The sequence below is a fragment of the Actinomadura luzonensis genome (assembly GCF_022664455.2).
GTDB classification, from domain to species: domain Bacteria; phylum Actinomycetota; class Actinomycetes; order Streptosporangiales; family Streptosporangiaceae; genus Nonomuraea; species Nonomuraea luzonensis.
This window is the reverse complement of the sequence record NZ_JAKRKC020000002.1, coordinates 480,401-497,484: the sequence shown is the minus strand read 5'-3', so window position 1 is coordinate 497,484 and position 17,084 is coordinate 480,401. Positions and strand designations below refer to the sequence as shown.

The following is a 17,084-nucleotide window of genomic DNA, read 5'->3' as shown; positions in this document are numbered from 1 at the left end:
CCCCGGCCGGTTGACCCCGGGCGGTTGACCCCGGGCGGTGCGGCCTACGGCTCGACGACGACGGTCCCGAAGTGCCGTCCCTCGATCACCTCCTGGAAGGCGCGCGGCGCGTTCTCGATGCCCGCGATCCGGACGTGCGGGAAGGCGATCTCGCCCGCCCGCAGCCACCCGCCGTAGCGCCGCAGCCAGGCGGCGCGCAGCTCCTCGTCCAGGCCCTGGAAGGCCCGGAGCGTGACGCGCCGGAGGATGAGCCGGTAGGTGTCCAGCTCGACCGGCGACGTGCCGCCCCTCCCCTCGGCGGCGAGCTGGCCGGACAGCGCGCCCACCAGCACGAACCGCGCGCCCGGCCGGGCCGCGGCCACCGCCGCCCGGAGCTGGTCGCCGCCGACGTTGTCGAGCAGCACGTCGACGCCGTCCGGCGCGGCCTCGCCGAGCTGCTCGCCGATCGGGCCCGCGCCGCGGACCACGGCCGCGTCGTAGCCCAGCTCGGCGACCAGCCGGGCGGCCTTGTCCGGCGAGCCGGTGCTGCCGATCACCCGGCCCGCGCCGAGCAGCCGGGCGACCTGCCCGGCCAGCGAGCCGACCGCGCCGGCGGCTCCCGAGACGAACACCGTGTCCCCCGGCCTGACCTCGGCGTCCCTGGTCAGGGCCGCGTACGCGATCGCGCCCTGGCCGAGGTGCGCCACCGGGTCGGGCAGCGCGTCGCCTAGCGGCGTGACCTGGGCGGCCGGCACGACGGCGTACTCGCGCCAGCCCAGCCAGTGGGCGACCAGGTCGCCCGGGCGCGGCCCGCCGCCGTCGCCGCCGGGCGCCGCGACGACCTCGCCGACCGCCGGCCCGGGCAGCGGGTCGCCGGGACGCAGCGGCGGCACCGGCGTGTCCCGCACGCCGCCGCCGACCAGGGTGCGCAGCGCCGCGAAGACGTGGAAGAACCGGTTGCGCACCAGCACCTCGCCGGCGGCGGGCACGGGCATCGGGACCTCGGCGAGCGTGAAGTGCCGCGCCTCGGGCAGCCCCTCGGGCTGGGCGGCCAGCCGGACCTCTCTCGACACCTGCGGCAAGAACGACATGTGACTCTCTCCCATCAGGACGACCGCGAACGAGCGCGGCGACCCTAACCCCTGACCCGCGCGTCAAGGGCAAGCCGCGAGAGGAGCCGGCCCCGGCGACGGGCCGGAGCGCGGGCCGGCCGGTGTCAGGTCGCGGGGCGGGCGCGCAGCCGGAGGGCGGCCGGGTGCAGGGTCTTGGGCAGCGGGCGGTCCGGGCCCAGGGCGGGGCCCGCGGGGTGGAACTCGTACTGGCGCAGCAGCTCGTGCAGCGCGGCGGCGGCGAACTGGATGCCCAGCTCGGCCCCGGGGCAGCGGCCGGGGCCGTGCAGGAAGGGGGCGATCCACCAGTCCGCCTGGGCGCGGCCGTCCAGCCAGGCCTCGGGGGTGAAGGCGTCGGCGTAGCCGAGCTGCGGGTTCCGGTGATGGACGGCGAACGGGATCATGATCTCGGTGCCGGCGGGCAGGAGCGCGCCGTGCCACTCGACGGGGGCCGTCACGGTCCTGAGCGTGGTCGGGACCATGGGGTAGAGGCGCAGCGTGTCGCACACGCAGGCGGCGGTCAGCTCCTGGCCGCCGTCGTATGCCTCGGCCCGCACCCCGGCCGCGTGCCGGGGATGGCCGGCGAGCAGCGCCAGGGCGGGCCCGAGCACCGCGGCCTGGATGCCGTCGAGGGCCAGCAGCCAGGGCGGGACCTGGCCGGCCGGGCAGGTGCCGCGGGTCTGCGGCGCCGCCGCCATCAGGCCCGCCAGGCTGCCCTCGGCCGCCGCCGCGACATGGCGGCCGATGCCGGCGGTGTAGGTCCGGCGGTGCCGGCGGATGTGCCGGCCGCGCCAGGGACGCAGGCCCAGCCAGTTGGCCTCCCGGCGCAGCGCGCGCAGCGCCGCCAGGATCTCGAAGTCCTCCCGGGCGGCGTCGCCGAGCACCAGCCGCAGGGCCGCCCGGTCGTAGGCCGCGTACAGCCGGGCCCAGTCCACCTCGGCGGGGGCGTCGCCGCAGACGCCGGCCAGCTCCTCGGCCAGCACGGCGCGGAGGCGCGGGGCCAGGTCGTGCGGCACCCGGCCGGTCTGGAGCACCGCCTCGTTGAACCGGCGGCGGTCCTCGCGCAGCCGTCCCCGCGAGAGCAGGAGGCTGTCGGGCTGGGTGAGCCGCAGCCCCGTCCGCTTCTCCTTGGTGAGCGGGGAGAACACCGAGTCCGCGCCGGTCAGCACCCGCTTGATGTCGCCCTGCGACAGCAGCAGCAGGACGGTGCCCGTCGGCCCCCGCACGAGCACGGACCGCCCGCCGTAGCGGGTGCGCAGCCGCAGGCACAGGCGTTGCGCCCGGGCGTGCGTGTCGAGCCGGGCGAGCAGCCGCACCATGGCGGGCCGGGCGATGAAGGCGCCGCGGGCGAGCTGCGGCAGCGTGTAGACGGCGGAGAACCGCAGGCTCTCCAGCAGGGTGGCGCGGGGGACGTCGGGAGCCATCGGTTCCTCCGGACTGGGCTTCTCCCGGCTTGACCGGTTTCACCTGCGGGTATACCCATTCGTAGCCGACTCATTACTCTGTGCTAGGAGAGCCGTTGACGAAGGCCCGCGACCGGCTCGGCCCGCGGTGGGAGTGGCACCGCCTGCCGGCCCCGCTGCAACTGGTGGCACTGGCGCTGATGCGCCGCAGGCTGCGCCGCCACAACCTGCACGACACCCGCCCCGAGGGCGGCGAGCGCCCCCGCACCCCCTCCCCCGGCCGGCCGCGGCGCCGCAGCTACGACGGCTCCGGCTGCGACCCCGCCGACGCGGACATGGGCCGGGCCGGCACCCGCTTCGACCGCAACGCCCCGCTCGCCCTGACCCACCCCGACCCGCCGCACCGGCTGCTGTCCCCCAGCCCCCGCGAGGTGGCCGAGCGGCTGCTGACCAGGCGCGCCCTCGTCCCGGCCCCGAGCCTCAACCTGCTGGCCGCCGCCTGGGTGCAGTTCCAGACCCACGGCTGGTTCAGCCACGGCGACAACCCGTCCGCCGAGCCCTTCGAGGTGCCGGTCGCCGACGGCGACCCGTGGCACGAACGGCCCATGCGCGTCCGCAGGACCCGCTCCGACCCGGTGCCGCCCACCGAGCCCGGCGCGCCGCCCACCTTCCAGAACACCGTCACGCACTGGTGGGACGGCTCGCAGCTCTACGGCAGCTCTGAGGAGGTGTGCCGGTCGCTGCGCACCGGCGAGGACGGCACCATGATCCTGCGGGACGGCACGCTGCCCGAGGAGAGCGACCCCGCCCTCGCCGGCATCGACCTGACCGGCTTCAACGACAACTACTGGGTGGGCCTGTCGCTGCTGCACACCCTGTTCGCCAAGGAGCACAACGCCATCTGCGCGGGGCTGCGGGCGGTGTACCCGTCGTGGGACGACGAGCGGCTCTTCCAGACCGCGCGCCTGGTCAACACGGCCGTCATGGCGAAGATCCACACGGTGGAGTGGACCCCCGCCCTCCTCGCCACCCCCGCGCTCCGCACGGCCATGAACATGAACTGGGCGGGCCTGGTCGGCCCCCGCTTCCGCCGCCGGCACGGCCGGATCGGCAAGGGCGAGATCGTCTCCGGCATCCTCGGCTCCCCGACGGACCACCACGGCGCCCCGTACTCGATGACGGAGGAGTTCGTCGCCTGCTACCGCCTCCATCCGCTGATCCGCGACGACTACCCCATCAGCTCCCACCGCGACGGCTCCCCGATCACCACCGAAGGGCTGCTGGAGCTCCAGGGCCCGCACACCCGCGCGGCGGTCGCCCGCCACGGCATGTCCGACCTGCTCCACTCCTTCGGCGTCACCCCGCCCGGCGCGCTGACGCTGCACAACCACCCCAGCGCGCTGCGCGACCTGACCCGGGTCACCGGCGAGCGCGTCGACGTCGGCACCCTCGACCTCCTGCGCGACCGCGAGCGCGGCGTGCCCCGCTACAACGCCTTCCGCCGGATGCTCCGCAAGCGGCCGGTGACGTCGTTCGCCGAGCTGACCGGCGAACCGGCGGCGGCGCGGGAGGTCGAGGAGGTCTACGACGGCGACCTCGACCGCGTCGACACCCTCGTCGGGCTGCTGGCCGAGCCCAAGCCGGCGGGCTTCGCGCTCCCGGACACCGCCTTCCGCGTCTTCTTGCTCATGGCCTCTCGCCGCCTCAAGAGCGACCCGTTCTTCACCGACCTCTACACCCCGGAGGTCTACAGCCCGGAGGGGCTGGACTGGATCGACCGCACCGGCCTGACCGACGTGCTGCTCCGCCACCACCCCGAGCTCGCCCCCGCCCTCGCCGCCGCGCCCAGCCCCTTCGCGCCCTGGCGCGGCCCCTCTTGACGGCGGGCGAACTCGCCTGACGCGTCACACTCCGGCGGCCGGCGGCCTCTCAGGACACCGAGCACGCCGAGAACGAGGAGCCCGCATGTCCGTCGCCTACACCGTCACCGCCCTGGTGACCGCCGCCGCCAACGCCTTCTCCGGGTTCGCCGCCATGACCCGGCTCAAGCCGATCATGCGGGTGCTCGGGCCCGCGCTCGCCCGCGCGGGCGTGCCGGAGTCGTGGCTCGGCTGGCCGATCGGCGCGCTGAAGGCGCTGGGCGCGGCCGGGCTGGCGCTGGGGCTGCTCGGCGTGCCGCTGATCGGCACCGCCGCCGCGGCCGGGCTGGTGCTGTACTTCGTCTGCGCCCTCTACACGCACATCCGGGTGGGCGACCACTCGCCGACGTTCGCGCTGGCGGGCGTGTTCCTCGGCCTGGCCGTGGCGACGCTCGCGCTCGACCCCGCCCTGACGCTGGCCCCGGCCCGCTGACCGGCGCGCGGGACGAACCGATTCGACCGGGTGGCGTGAAAGTTTCACCGCGAGCGCCCGCTCCGGCCCGGGCGGCTCGCCCTGGCCAGCGGCGCGACGGGCGAAGGGCCCGGCACGCGCGCCGGTGACCGCCCCGGCGGCCTGCTCTTGACAGCCTCCGCAAGGTCATATTTGCTCCGCTGCACCATCACCTTCGTCCCGGCCCGGCCGGATCACAGCGGGCCCGTCACGGCGGCGATGTTAGCGCTAACATCAGTCCCGCGCCTCGGAGAGGACCGCCACATGTCCGACTTATCGCGAAGGCACCTGCTGAAGCTCAGCGCGGCCGGAGCCGGCGCCGTCCTGCTGCCGGCGCAGTGGACGGCCGCCGCGCGGGCCGACCCGGCGCCGCCCCCGGAGGTGCGGGCCGCCGGCGACCTGGCCCTGTGGTACGACGAGAGCGCCGGCACCGAATGGCTGCGCGCGCTGCCGATCGGCAACGGCCGCCTCGGCGCCATGGTGTTCGGCAACACCGACACCGAGCGGCTGCAGCTCAACGAGGACACGATCTGGGCCGGCGGCCCGTACGACCAGAGCAACCCGAAGGGCGCGGCGGCCCTCGGGCAGATCCGGCAGCTCGTCTTCCAGAACCAGTGGAGCCAGGCCCAGAGCCTCATCGACCAGAACATGCTCGGCGTCCCCGCCGGGCAGCTCGCCTACCAGCCCGTCGGCGACCTCCGGCTCACCTTCGGCAGCGGCGCCGGCGTCTCGGAGTACAGCCGCCTGCTCGACCTGACCACGGCCACCACGACGGTGTCGTACCTGCAGAACGGCGTGCGGTACCGGCGCGAGGCGCTCGCCAGCGCGCCCGACCAGGTGATCGCCGTGCGCCTGACCGCCGACCGGCCCGGCTCGATCACGTTCTCCGCGACCTTCGGCAGCCCCCAGCGGACGACCCGCTCCAGTCCGGACGGCACGACCGTCGCACTCGACGGGATCTCCGGCGACCAGCGGGGCCTGGCGGGCAAGGTGCGCTTCCAGGCGCTGGCCCGGGCCGTCGCGCAGGGCGGCAGCGTCAGCAGCTCCGGCGGTACGCTGCAGGTGACGGGCGCCGACAGCGTCACGGTGCTGATCTCCATCGGCTCCAGCTACGTCAACTACCAGGACGTCAGCGGCGACCACCAGGGCATCGCGCGGCGTCACCTCGACGCGGCCGCCGGCCGGGCCTACGACGACCTGCGCGCCCGGCACGTCGCCGACCACCAGCGGCTGTTCGGGCGCACGACGCTCGACCTCGGCCGCACGGCGGCGGCCGACCAGCCGACCGACGTGCGGATCGCGCAGCACGCGAGCACCGACGACCCGCAGTTCGCCGCGCTGCTGTTCCAGTACGGCCGCTACCTGCTGATCTCCTCCTCGCGTCCGGGCACGCAGCCGGCCAACCTCCAGGGCATCTGGAACGACTCGCTGACCCCGTCGTGGGACTCGAAGTACACGCTCAACGCCAACCTGCCGATGAACTACTGGCCGGCCGACACGACGAACCTGGCGGAGTGCTACGAGCCCGTGTTCCGGATGATCGGCGACCTCACGGTCACCGGCGCCCGCACGGCCCGGGCGGAGTACAACGCCGGCGGCTGGGTGACCCACCACAACACCGACGGCTGGCGGGCCTCGGCGGTCGTCGACTTCGCCGCGGCGGGCATGTGGCAGACCGGCGGCGCGTGGTTGTCGACGATGATCTGGGACCACTACCTGTTCACCGGCGACCTCGCCTTCCTGCGGCAGTACTACCCGGCGATGAAGGGGGCGGCGCAGTTCTTCCTGGAGACGCTGGTGCCGGAGCCGAGCCTGGGCTACCTGGTCACGAACCCGTCGAACTCCCCCGAGCTCAACCACCACTCGGGCGTCAGCGTGTGCGCCGGGCCGACGATGGACAACCAGATCCTGCGCGACCTGTTCAACGGCTGCGCCCAGGCGGCCCAGGCGCTCGGCGTGGACGCCGACTTCCGCACCCGCGTCCTGGCCGCCCGGGACCGGCTCGCGCCGATGAAGGTCGGCTCGCGCGGCAACATCCAGGAATGGCTCTACGACTGGGTCGAGACCGAGCAGAACCACCGGCACATCTCGCACCTGTACGGCCTGCACCCCAGCAACCAGATCACCAGGCGGGGCACCCCCGCCCTCTACTCGGCCGCCCGGCGCACGCTCGAACTGCGCGGTGACGACGGGACGGGCTGGTCGCTCGCCTGGAAGATCAACTACTGGGCGCGGATGGAGGAGGGCGGCCGGGCGCACACCCTGCTGCGCCTCCTGGTGACGACGGCCCGGCTCGCGCCGAACATGTTCGACCTGCACCCGCCGTTCCAGATCGACGGCAACTTCGGCGCCACGTCCGGCATCGCCGAGATGTTGCTGCACAGCCACAACGGCGAGCTGCACGTGCTGCCCGCGCTGCCCCCGGCCTGGCCGGGCGGCAGGGTCCAGGGCCTGCGGGGGCGCGGCGGCTACACCGTGGACGCCGCCTGGACCGCCGACGGGTCCGTCGAGATCCAGGTCACCTTCGACCGCGACGGCACGGTCAACGTGCGCAACCGGATCTTCGCCGGCACCTTCCAGGTGACCGACGCCGCGACCGGCGCCGCCGTCGAGGTCACCAGGCCCGAGGCCGACGTCGTCGCGCTGCCGGGCCGGGCCGGGCGCGCGTACCGGATGACCGGGTCGGGCGGCGCGGTGCCGCCCGCGTACGTGCGGATCGCGAACGCCGCGACCGGCCTCGTCCTGGACAGCGGCGGGAGCGTCGCCTCCGGCTCGAACCTCAAGCAGTGGGGCTGGAATGGCAGCGTGAACCTGCAGTGGCGGCTGGTGGACGCGGGCGGCGGCTGGTACCGCATCGAGAACCGCGCCAACGGCATGGTGGCCGACAGCTGGGGCAACGCCGCCAACGGCGCCAACGCCCGGCAGGCGGCCTGGAACGGCGGCGCCAACCAGCAGTGGCGGCTCAACAACCTGGGCAACGGCCGCTACCAGATCATCAACCGCGGCACCGGCACGGCGCTGGACGGCGCCGGCAGCACCACGGCCGGCTCGGCCACGCTCCTGTGGACGCCGAACTCCAGCCCCAACAACCAGTACACGATCACCGCCGTCTGACCCGAAAGGACCCCCCATGAACAGCCGGCGCAGACAGAAAGCCATGAGCGTCGTCGTGGCGCTCCTCGCGGTCGCGATGTCCCTGGTGGCCGGGCCCGCGGCCCGGGCGGCCGTCGGGATCACGATCAACGGCGGCTCCGGCGGCCGCACCTTCGACGGCGTGGGCGCGATCAGCGGCGGCGGCGGCAACAGCCGCCTGCTGGTCGACTACCCGGAGCCGCAGCGGTCGCAGATCCTCGACTACCTGTTCAAGCCGGGGTACGGCGCGGCGATGCAGATCCTGAAGGTGGAGATCGGCGGCGACACCAACTCCACCGACGGCGCCGAGCCGAGCCACCGGCACACCTCCGCCGACCTCGACTGCGACCGCGGCTACGAGTGGTGGCTGATGGAGCAGGCCAAGGCCCGCAACCCGAACATCAAGCTGGTCGGCCTGGCCTGGGGCGCGCCCGGCTGGCTGGGCGGCGGCAACTTCTGGTCCCAGGACACGATCAACTACCTGGTCGACTGGCTCGGCTGCGCGAAGAACAGCCACGGGCTGACCATCGACTACCTGGGCGGCTGGAACGAGAAGGGCCGCGACCTCACCTGGTACGTCAACCTCAACAAGGCGCTGGACTCCCGCGGCTTCGCCAACGTCAAGATCGTCGCCTCGGACGACTGGGGCTTCGGCGTCGCCGACGACGCGGCGGCCAACGCCGCCTTCCGCGACGCCGTGGACGTGTTCGGCTCCCACTACGTCTGCGGCTACCGCGGCCCCCAGACGAACTGCCCCAGCTCGACCACCGCGATCAACTCCGGCAAGGTCCTGTGGGCCAGCGAGAACGGCTCCGACGACTACAACGACGGCGCCAAGGCCCTGGCCAGGGGCATCAACCGCGACTACATCGACGGCCGGATGACCGCCTACATCAACTGGCCGCTCATCGCCGCGATCACCCCGAACCTGCCGTTCGCCACCATGGGCGTGGCCGTCGCGCCGCAGCCCTGGTCGGGGTACTACGCCGTCGGCAAGAGCGCCTGGGTGATGGCCCAGACCACGCAGGTCACCGCGCCGGGCTGGAGGTACCTGGACGCCTCCAGCGGCTACCTCGGCGGCAACCGCGCCAACGGCAGCTACGTGTCGCTGCGCTCGCCGACCGGCTCCGACTACAGCACGATCATCGAGACGATGGACGCCACTGCCGCCCAGACGCTGAACTTCACCGTGACGGGCGGGCTGTCCACCGGGCAGGTGCACGTGTGGGCGACCAACCTCAACTCCGGCAACGCCGCCGACCACTTCGTCCACACCGCCGACCTCACGCCCTCGAACGGGACCTTCTCCCTGACGGCGCAGCCGGGGTACGTGTACTCGATCACCACCACCACGGGCCAGGGCAAGGGCGCCGCCACCAGCCCGGCGCGCGGCTCGATGGCCCTGCCGTACGCGGACGACTTCGACTCCTACGCGGTGGGGCGCGAGGCGAAGTACCTGATGGACATGCAGGGCTCCTTCGAGGTCGTCGGCTGCGGCGGCGGGCGGCAGGGCCGGTGCGTGCGCCAGATGGCCCCGCGCCAGCCGATCCTGTGGACCGGCGGCTCCCACCCCTACGCGCTGCTCGGCGACACGGGGTGGAGCAACTACACCGTCTCCACCGACGTGCTGCTGGAGCAGAGCGGCTACGCCGAGCTGATCGGCCGGGCCGGCGCCCAGCACGCCTTCGGCCCGGAGGGGCTGAACGCCTACTACCTGCGGGTCAGCGACACCGGCGGCTGGCAGCTCCTGCGCAACAACATCGACAACGCGATGACGACGCTGCGCAGCGGCACGGTCGCCGCGCTCGGCACCGGCCGCTGGCACACCCTGACCCTCGCCTTCTCCGGCAGCGGCATCACGGCGAGCATCGACGGCGCCCAGGTGGCCACGGCCACCGACGGCACCTGGGGCGCGGGCCAGGTCGGCGTGGGCACGAGCATGACCGAGACCGCCCAGTTCGACAACCTGACGATCACCCCGGGCCAGGGCGGCGGCACCGGCAACGTGCTCCGCGGCCAGGCCAGCGGCCGGTGCGTGGACGTGCCGAACCAGTCGCAGGCCAACGGCACCCAGGTGGTGCTGTGGGACTGCAACGGCGGCGCGAACCAGCAGTGGGCCGCCACCAGCGCGGGCGAGCTGCGCGTCTACGGCAGCAAGTGCCTCGGCGTGGACGGGCAGGGCCGCGCCGTCATCGGGGACTGCACGGGCGGGGCGGCCCAGCGGTGGAGCCTCAACGCCGACGGCACCGTCACCGTCGCCCAGTCCGGGCAGTGCCTGGACGCCAACGGCGCCGGCACCGCCAACGGCACGCTCATCATCCTGTGGTCGTGCAACGGCGGCAGCAACCAGAAGTGGAGCCGCACCTGACTCCTGGGTAGTTTTCGCCAGGGTCGGCAGTAAGTTTCGGTCAGCCTGGCACGGGGGCGGTGCTCTCGCGGACGATCAGCTCGGTGCCCAGCTCGATCCGGTGCCGGGCCGGGAGCTCGCCCCGTGCCAGGCCGAGCAGCAGCTCCGTGGCGGTGGCGGCCATGTCGGTGAGCGGCTGGCGGACCGTGGTCAGCGGCGGGTTCATCCAGCGCACGACGGGCAGGTCGTCGAAGCCCACCACGCTGAGCTCGTCCGGGATGCGCAGGCCGAGCCGGTAGGCGGCCCGGTAGACGCCGGCGGCCTGGCCGTCGTTGCAGGTGAAGATGGCCGTCGGCGGGTCGGGCAGCCGCAGCAGGCGCTCGGCCTCGGCCAGCCCGCCCGCGACGAGGAAGTCGCCCCGGCCGATCAGCGCGGGGTCGGCGGGGACGCCGGCCAGGTCGAGGGCGCTGCGGTAGCCGTCGAGGCGGGCCCGGCTGGGCAGGGCGCGGTCGGGCCCGGCGATGGCGGCGATGCGCCGGTGGCCGAGGCCGAGCAGGTGGCGGGTGGCCATGAGCCCGCCGTTCCAGTTGTTCGCGCCCACCGAGGGCACCCGCGGCGACGGGTCGTCCTCGGGGTCGAGCAGGACGAGCGGGATGCGGCGGGTCGCGAGCTGGTCGCGCTGCGCCTCGGTCAGGCTGGAGAACACCGCGATCACGCCGGTGGGACGGCGGCCGAGCACCCCTTCGATCCAGCCCTCGCCCGCGGTGCCCGGATGCGGCGGCTGCGACAGCACCACGGCCAGGCGGTGCTCGCGGGCCACCCGCTCGACCCCTTTGGCGATCTCGGTGAGGTATTCGCCGTCCATCGCGTGGAAGGCCAGCTCCACCAGGGGCGCGGCGGCGGCGCGGCGGCGGCGCGGCCGGTAGCCGTGCTCGCGGATGAGCCCTTCGATCAGGGCGCGGGTGCCGGCTCCCACCTGGGCCCGGCCGTTGACGACCTTCGACACGGTGGCGATGGAGACCTGGGCCAGTTCGGCGAGCTGGGCGATGGTCAACGGCTGGGGCGTGCCGCCGCCGTCGTCGTCGGAGGGGCCTTCGGCCGTGCTCATGGCGGCAGTCTAACCAGCGGCTCACCCGGGCCGGTGTCCTCCGCGTTTCGACAAGCTTCCAGTCAAGTTCTTGACGAGTTTCAGAGATCGCACATATGGTCCGGCATTAACGATCGGAACTTTGGCCGAAAGTTTCGGAGCCAATGTTAGAAAGAGATCGCCCGTGAAGCTTCGTACAGCCACCTCCGCCGCACTGGTCGCGGCTCTGGCCCTGACGGCGGCCGCCTGCGGTGGCGGCGGTTCGGCCCAGCCGGCCGGGGACGGCAAGTCGTTCGAGTTCTGGTCGTTCAGCGGCATCAACCAGAAACAGGCCGTGGAGGACTACAAGAAGGTCAAGCCGGACGTCCAGGTCAAGCTGACCGAGGTGGGCGGCTCGACCGAGACCGCGCAGGCGCTGACCACCGCGCTGGCCGGCGGCAAGGTGCCCGACCTGGTGCTGATCCAGGGCGACGACCTGCCCAAGTTCGTGCAGCAGCCGCAGAACTTCCAGGACCTGCGCCAGTACGGCGCCGACAAGATCAAGGGCGACTACCTGGACTGGGTGATCAGCCAGTCCACCGCCAAGTCCGGCGAGATCATCGGCATCCCCACCGACGTCGGCGGCATGGCGGTGGCCTACCGCACCGACCTGTTCAAGCAGGCCGGGCTGCCCACCGACCGCGAGGAGGTGAGCAAGCTGTGGCCGACCTGGGACGCCTTCATCGAGACCGGCAAGAAGTACACCGCCGCGACCGGCAAGGCGTTCGTCGACAACGCCGCCACCAGCGTCTTCTACCAGGCCGTCAACCAGGGGCCGCAGAAGTACTACGACCCGGCCGGCAACCTCGTCTACACCACCAGCCCGCAGGTCAAGACGGCCTTCGACCTCGCGATCAAGACCGCGCAGGCGGGCATCACCGCCCGGCTGAGCTCGTTCGAGGACGGCTGGAGCGCGGCGATGGGCAAGGGCGACTACGCGGTCATCTCCGCGCCGTCGTGGCTGCTGGAGCAGATCCGCAACAACGCCCCGGCCACCAAGGGCAAGTGGGACGTGGCCAAGATCCCCGGCGGGTCGGGCAACTGGGGCGGCAGCTACCTGGCCATCCCCAAGGGCGCGGCCAACCCGAAGGCGGCCTGGGACTACATCGCCGCGATGCAGTCGCCGCAGGGCCAGCTGGAGCACTTCCTCAAGTCCGGCGCGCTGCCCACCACCCCGTCGGTGTACCAGGACGCGAAACTGCTCGGCCGCAAGGATCCGTTCTTCTCCGACGCGCCGGTCGGGAAGATCTACACCGACTCGCTGCTCGGCCTCAAGCCGTTCCTGATCGGGCCGGACAGCGCCGCCATCGGCCAGGAGTTCCTGAACGCGATCACCGACGTCGAGCAGGGCAAGGGCGATCCGGCCAAGGCGTGGGACACCGCGCTGGCCAACATCAAGACCGCGATCGGCTCGTGAGGTGTCGGCGACGCTGAGCAGGCCGCGGTCGCTGCCCGCGGCCACGGCGCGGGTGCGCCACAGCCTGCCCGAACGGCTGGCCCCCTACGCCTACATCGCCCCGTTCTTCCTCATCTTCGCCGTGTTCGGGCTGGTGCCGCTGCTGTTCACGTTCTACGTGGCGCTGTTCGACTGGAACCCGATCGGCGAGCACGTCTTCGTCGGCGCGGGCAACTTCAACCGGCTGCTGGCCGACACCCGGTTCTGGAACGCGGCCTGGAACACCATCAGCATCTGGCTGCTGTCCACGGTGCCGCAGCTGGTGCTGGCGCTGGGGCTGGCGCACCTGCTCAACCACGCCCGGCTGCGGCTGGCGGTGTGGTGGCGGATGTCGATGCTGGTGCCCTACATCACCTCGGTGGCGGCCACCACGATCGTCTTCGCGCAGATGTTCGACCGTGACTACGGCCTGCTCAACTGGCTGCTCGGGCTGGTCGGGGCGGGCCCGATCGACTTCCTGCAGTCCGGCTGGACCAGCCACCTGATGATCGCGGTGATGGTGACCTGGCGCTGGTTCGGCTACACCACCCTGCTGTACCTGGCCTCGCTGCAGGCCGTGCCGCGCACCGTCTACGAGGCCGCGGCCGTGGACGGCGCGGGCGCCTGGAAGCAGTTCCGGCACATCTCCATCCCCTCACTGCGGCCGGTCATCGTCTTCACCATCGTCACCTCCACCATCGGAGGTCTGCAGGTCTTCACCGAGCCGCTGCTGGTCACCACCACCTCGCCGCTGACCTGCGGCGCGGTGCGGCAGTGCCAGACGCTCACGTTGTTCCTGTACGAGCAGGGGTTCGGCCGGTTCCAGTTCGGCTACGGCGCCGCGATCGGCGTGGCGCTGTTCGTGCTGATCATCGCGATCGCGTCGCTGAACTACGTGCTGTCCACCCGGATCCGCCCGGAGCGAGGATGAACAAGGCCAATCGGGTCCGCTGGTGGACCTACCTGCTGCTGGCCGTGGCGGCGCTGGCGTGCGTGTTCCCGCTGTACTGGATGTTCGTGGTGGCCAGCACCGACACCGCGACGGCCACCCGGATGCCGCCGGAGATCGTGCCCGGCGGGAACTTCATGCACCTGGCCGGGCTCGTGGTCTCGACCGTGCCGTTCATCCGCGCGATCGGCAACAGCCTGCTGGTGGCCGGCTCGATCGGGATCGGGCACGCGGTGCTGTGCTCGCTGGCCGGGTTCGCCTTCGCCAAGCTGCGCTTCCCCGGCCGGAACGCGCTGTTCCTGGTGGTGGTGCTGACCATGACGGTGCCGACACAGCTCGCGGTGATCCCCCAATACATGATCATCTCGTGGCTGGGGTGGGTGGACACCTTGCAGGCGCTCATCGTGCCGGGGCTGGCCAGCGCGTTCGGCATCTTCTGGATGCGCCAGCACCTGGCCACCACGCTCAGCGACGAGATCCTCCAGGCCGCCCGGATCGACGGGGCGGGCACCTGGCAGATCTTCTGGCGGGTGGCGTTCCCGCTGGTGCGGCCCGCCGCGTTCGTGCTCGGGCTGCTCGGGTTCGTCACCGCGTGGAACGACTTCCTGTGGCCGTTCATCGTGCTGAAGTCGCCGGAGATGTACACCGCGCAGATCGCGATCAAGGCGTTGCAGAACAACTACGTGGTGGATCTCGGGCTGGCGATGTCGGGGTCGTTCCTGGCCACGTTGCCGCTGCTGGTGCTGTTCGTCTTCGTCGGCAGGCGCATGGTCGCCGGGATCATGGACGGCGCCTTCAAGGGCTGAGCCGCGGACCACCAGGGACGGAGGTACCACCACCCAGGGACCCAGGGACCCACGAACCATCCGATCGATCCGGCGGGCCGGACGAGGCCGCCGGGGCCGGCACGTCAAAGGAGTTCCCGCATGTCCTTCTTATCGGATCAGCCCGGTTCGCGCCCCTACCGTGACGGCAGACGCCGGCTCCTCACGGCGATCACCGCCGGGGTCCTGGCCATCACGGCGACGGCGCCGCTGCCGGCCGCGACGGCGCGAGCGGCGGCGGACGCGCCGTGGCTGACCGTCTCCGCCGAGGGTTTCGTGTCGTTCAGCGTGCCGGCCGCCGCCGTCGAAGCCGGCGTGGGCCAGGTGTCGCAGCTCAACGTCGAGGGCAACTTCGGCCCCTCCGCCGCCTGGGCCGACTACGGCCTGACCCGCCGCGGCGACGTCTGGACGGGCGCCATCGGGCCGCTCAAGCCCGGGCTGTACTCGTACCAGGTCACCGGCGACGACACCAAGGGCCTCAAGGACCCCACGAACAGCACCGGCGTGGCGTCCAAGCCGCTGTGGAGCACCTTCCTCGTGCCCGGCGAGGCGACGCAACTGCTGGCCGACGCGCCGGAGGGGCAGGGCGGCAAGGTCGAGACGCTGACCTACCGCAGCGGGAACGAGCAGCGCACGGCCCGGGTGTGGACGCCGCCGGGGTACCGGGCCCAGGGCCCCGAGCGCTACCCCGTGCTGTACCTGCGGTCCGGCGCCGGCGTGAGCGCCACCGACTGGCTCGACCTCGGCCGGGCCAAGCAGATCCTCGACAACCTGTCGCTGCGCAAAGCCGTCAAGCCGATGGTCGTCGTGATGGGGGACGGGACCGGTGACGCAGCCGCCGACGCCGCCGCCGGCGGGGCAGGCAGCGGAGCCGGCGGCGACCAGGAGCTGCCCGAGCTGCGCAAGGCGGTCGCGGACCGCTACCGCGTCCACCGCGACCCGGCGCACCAGGCCATCGCCGGCGTCGCCGAAGGCGGGACGCAGGCGCTGCGCGCCGCGCTGAGCCGCCCGCACGACTTCGCCTACGCGGGCTCGTTCTCCGGTCTCCTGACGGACGCCGGCGCCCGGCCGGACGCCGCCGCCGGCCGGCACCTCAAGCTGCTGCGGCTGTACACGGGCAACGTGACGGACCCCGCGTACAACGCCACCGTCCGGCTGACGAAGGCGCTGGACCGCGCCCGCGTCCCCTACGAGTTCGACGGGGTCAACCCCGACGCCGGCGCGAACTGGAACGCCTGGCGGGAGAACCTCATCGACTTCGCGCCCCGGCTGTTCCGCGAGGTGCGGGAGCACGGCCCGAGCGCCGGCCACGGGCGGCTGAAGGGCGAGTTCAAGCCGCCGGCCCCCGGCACCACGCCGACGCCGTTCGTGACCGAGGACGGCTTCGTCACCTTCGAGACCACCACCGACCTCAAGGACGCCCAGCACGTCAAGGTGTGGGCGAACTGGGCTCCCAACGGCAGCTGGCTGCGCATCCCGATGACCCGCGCCGGCGACCGGTGGCGGCTCACCGCAGGACCCCTCGACCCGTGGTTCTACTACTACCAGTGGATCGTGGACGGCGTCTCCGCCAAGGACGTGTCGAACCCGACGAAGGTGACCTCCGAGCCGAACTGGAGCAGCTTCTTCGTCGCCGGTGAGCGCTCGCGCCTGCTCTCGGACGTCCCCGCCGGCAAGGGCGGCAAGGTGGAGAGCCTGACGTACCACAGCAACGTGGCCGGCGCCGACCGGACGGCGCTCGTGTGGACCCCGCCGGGCTACGACCCCGGCCGCGCGCAGCCGTACCCCGTCTTCTACCTCCAGCACGGCGGCGGCCAGAACTACACGGACTGGGTCGAGATGGGCCGCGCCAAGCAGATCCTCGACCACCGCTTCCTCGACGGCGACCTGGTGCCGATGGTGGTCGTCATGGGCAACGGCAACGTCCCCGACTTCAACAAGGAGCTGCTGGAGAACATCGTGCCGGCGGTCCAGGCCCGCTACCACATCTCCGACGACCCGGCCCAGCAGGCCCTCGCCGGGCTCTCCATGGGCGGCGGGCAGACGTTCTCGATGCTCAAGGCGCATCCGGGCCGGTTCGGCTACGTGGCGGTGTTCTCCGCCGGGTTCGGCAGCGGCGCCGGCGTCGACGCGGCGGCGATCAACAACGGGACCAAGCTGCTGCGCCTGTACGTCGGCGACCGGACCGACTTCGTCTACCCGTCGTTCATGGCCTCCCTGACCACCCTGGACAGCCTCGGGATCCGGTACGAGTTCGACGGCCCCACCCCCGGGCCGCACGGCTGGGACGTGTGGCAGAAGAACCTCATCGACCTGACGCCGCGCCTGTTCAAGCGCTAGCCCCGTTTTCCGCACGTGCGGGTGTTTGAAGATCGCGGGGTTGCTGTGGTGATCGTCATCACGGTAGGAC

The 17,084-nt window shown here is 72.6% G+C and carries 11 protein-coding genes; 8 read left to right on the top strand and 3 right to left on the bottom strand.

The window, feature by feature from the left end; all coding sequences use genetic code 11:
- Positions 1 to 44: 44 nt before the first annotated feature.
- Together MF672_RS32490 and MF672_RS32485 are read right to left on the bottom strand one after the other, a co-directional pair.
- Entirely contained in the window at positions 45 to 1,070 is a 1,026-nt protein-coding gene (locus MF672_RS32490; protein ID WP_242380921.1) for an MDR family NADP-dependent oxidoreductase, read from the bottom strand.
- Between the two features lie 125 nt (positions 1,071 to 1,195).
- Positions 1,196 to 2,512: a cytochrome P450 gene (locus tag MF672_RS32485; RefSeq protein ID WP_242380922.1), complete on the bottom strand. Its 1,317-nt coding sequence runs from the start codon at positions 2,510 to 2,512 to the stop codon at positions 1,196 to 1,198.
- Positions 2,513 to 2,607: 95 nt separating this feature from the next.
- On the opposite strand from MF672_RS32485, the gene MF672_RS32480 reads away from it, so the two are divergent.
- The 4 genes from MF672_RS32480 (at position 2,608) to MF672_RS32465 (ending at position 10,361) form a co-directional block, all read left to right on the top strand.
- Complete coding sequence (locus tag MF672_RS32480; protein ID WP_242380923.1) at positions 2,608 to 4,371, top strand: peroxidase family protein; 1,764 nt, start codon at positions 2,608 to 2,610, stop codon at positions 4,369 to 4,371.
- An 85-nt stretch (positions 4,372 to 4,456) separates the two neighbouring features.
- Positions 4,457 to 4,843: a DoxX family protein gene (locus MF672_RS32475; protein ID WP_242380924.1), complete on the top strand. Its 387-nt coding sequence runs from the start codon at positions 4,457 to 4,459 to the stop codon at positions 4,841 to 4,843.
- Positions 4,844 to 5,125: 282 nt separating this feature from the next.
- Entirely contained in the window at positions 5,126 to 7,975 is a 2,850-nt protein-coding gene (locus MF672_RS32470) for a glycosyl hydrolase family 95 catalytic domain-containing protein (protein WP_242380925.1), read from the top strand.
- 43 nt (positions 7,976 to 8,018) lie between these two features.
- The gene (locus tag MF672_RS32465) at positions 8,019 to 10,361 is read left to right on the top strand and encodes a ricin-type beta-trefoil lectin domain protein (protein ID WP_242380926.1); all 2,343 of its coding nucleotides are present in this window, start codon (positions 8,019 to 8,021) and stop codon (positions 10,359 to 10,361) included.
- A gap of 40 nt (positions 10,362 to 10,401) precedes the next feature.
- On the opposite strand, the gene MF672_RS32460 is transcribed toward MF672_RS32465, so the two are convergent.
- A complete protein-coding gene (locus tag MF672_RS32460; protein WP_242380927.1) occupies positions 10,402 to 11,448 on the bottom strand; it encodes a LacI family DNA-binding transcriptional regulator in 1,047 nt (348 codons plus the stop codon).
- 163 nt (positions 11,449 to 11,611) lie between these two features.
- Between MF672_RS32460 and MF672_RS32455 the strand changes: the two genes are divergently transcribed.
- The 4 genes from MF672_RS32455 (at position 11,612) to MF672_RS32440 (ending at position 17,014) form a co-directional block, all read left to right on the top strand.
- Entirely contained in the window at positions 11,612 to 12,883 is a 1,272-nt protein-coding gene (locus MF672_RS32455; RefSeq protein WP_242380928.1) for an extracellular solute-binding protein, read from the top strand.
- Between the two features lies 1 nt (position 12,884).
- The gene (locus MF672_RS32450; RefSeq protein ID WP_242380929.1) at positions 12,885 to 13,832 is read left to right on the top strand and encodes a carbohydrate ABC transporter permease; all 948 of its coding nucleotides are present in this window, start codon (positions 12,885 to 12,887) and stop codon (positions 13,830 to 13,832) included.
- Positions 13,829 to 14,656, top strand: a complete 828-nt coding sequence (locus MF672_RS32445; protein WP_242380930.1) for a carbohydrate ABC transporter permease — start codon at positions 13,829 to 13,831, stop codon at positions 14,654 to 14,656. Before MF672_RS32450 ends, MF672_RS32445 begins: the two co-directional genes overlap by 4 nt.
- Positions 14,657 to 14,776: 120 nt before the next feature.
- Positions 14,777 to 17,014, top strand: coding sequence for an alpha/beta hydrolase (locus MF672_RS32440; RefSeq protein ID WP_242380931.1), 2,238 nt, complete (start codon positions 14,777 to 14,779; stop codon positions 17,012 to 17,014).
- Positions 17,015 to 17,084: the final 70 nt, after the last annotated feature.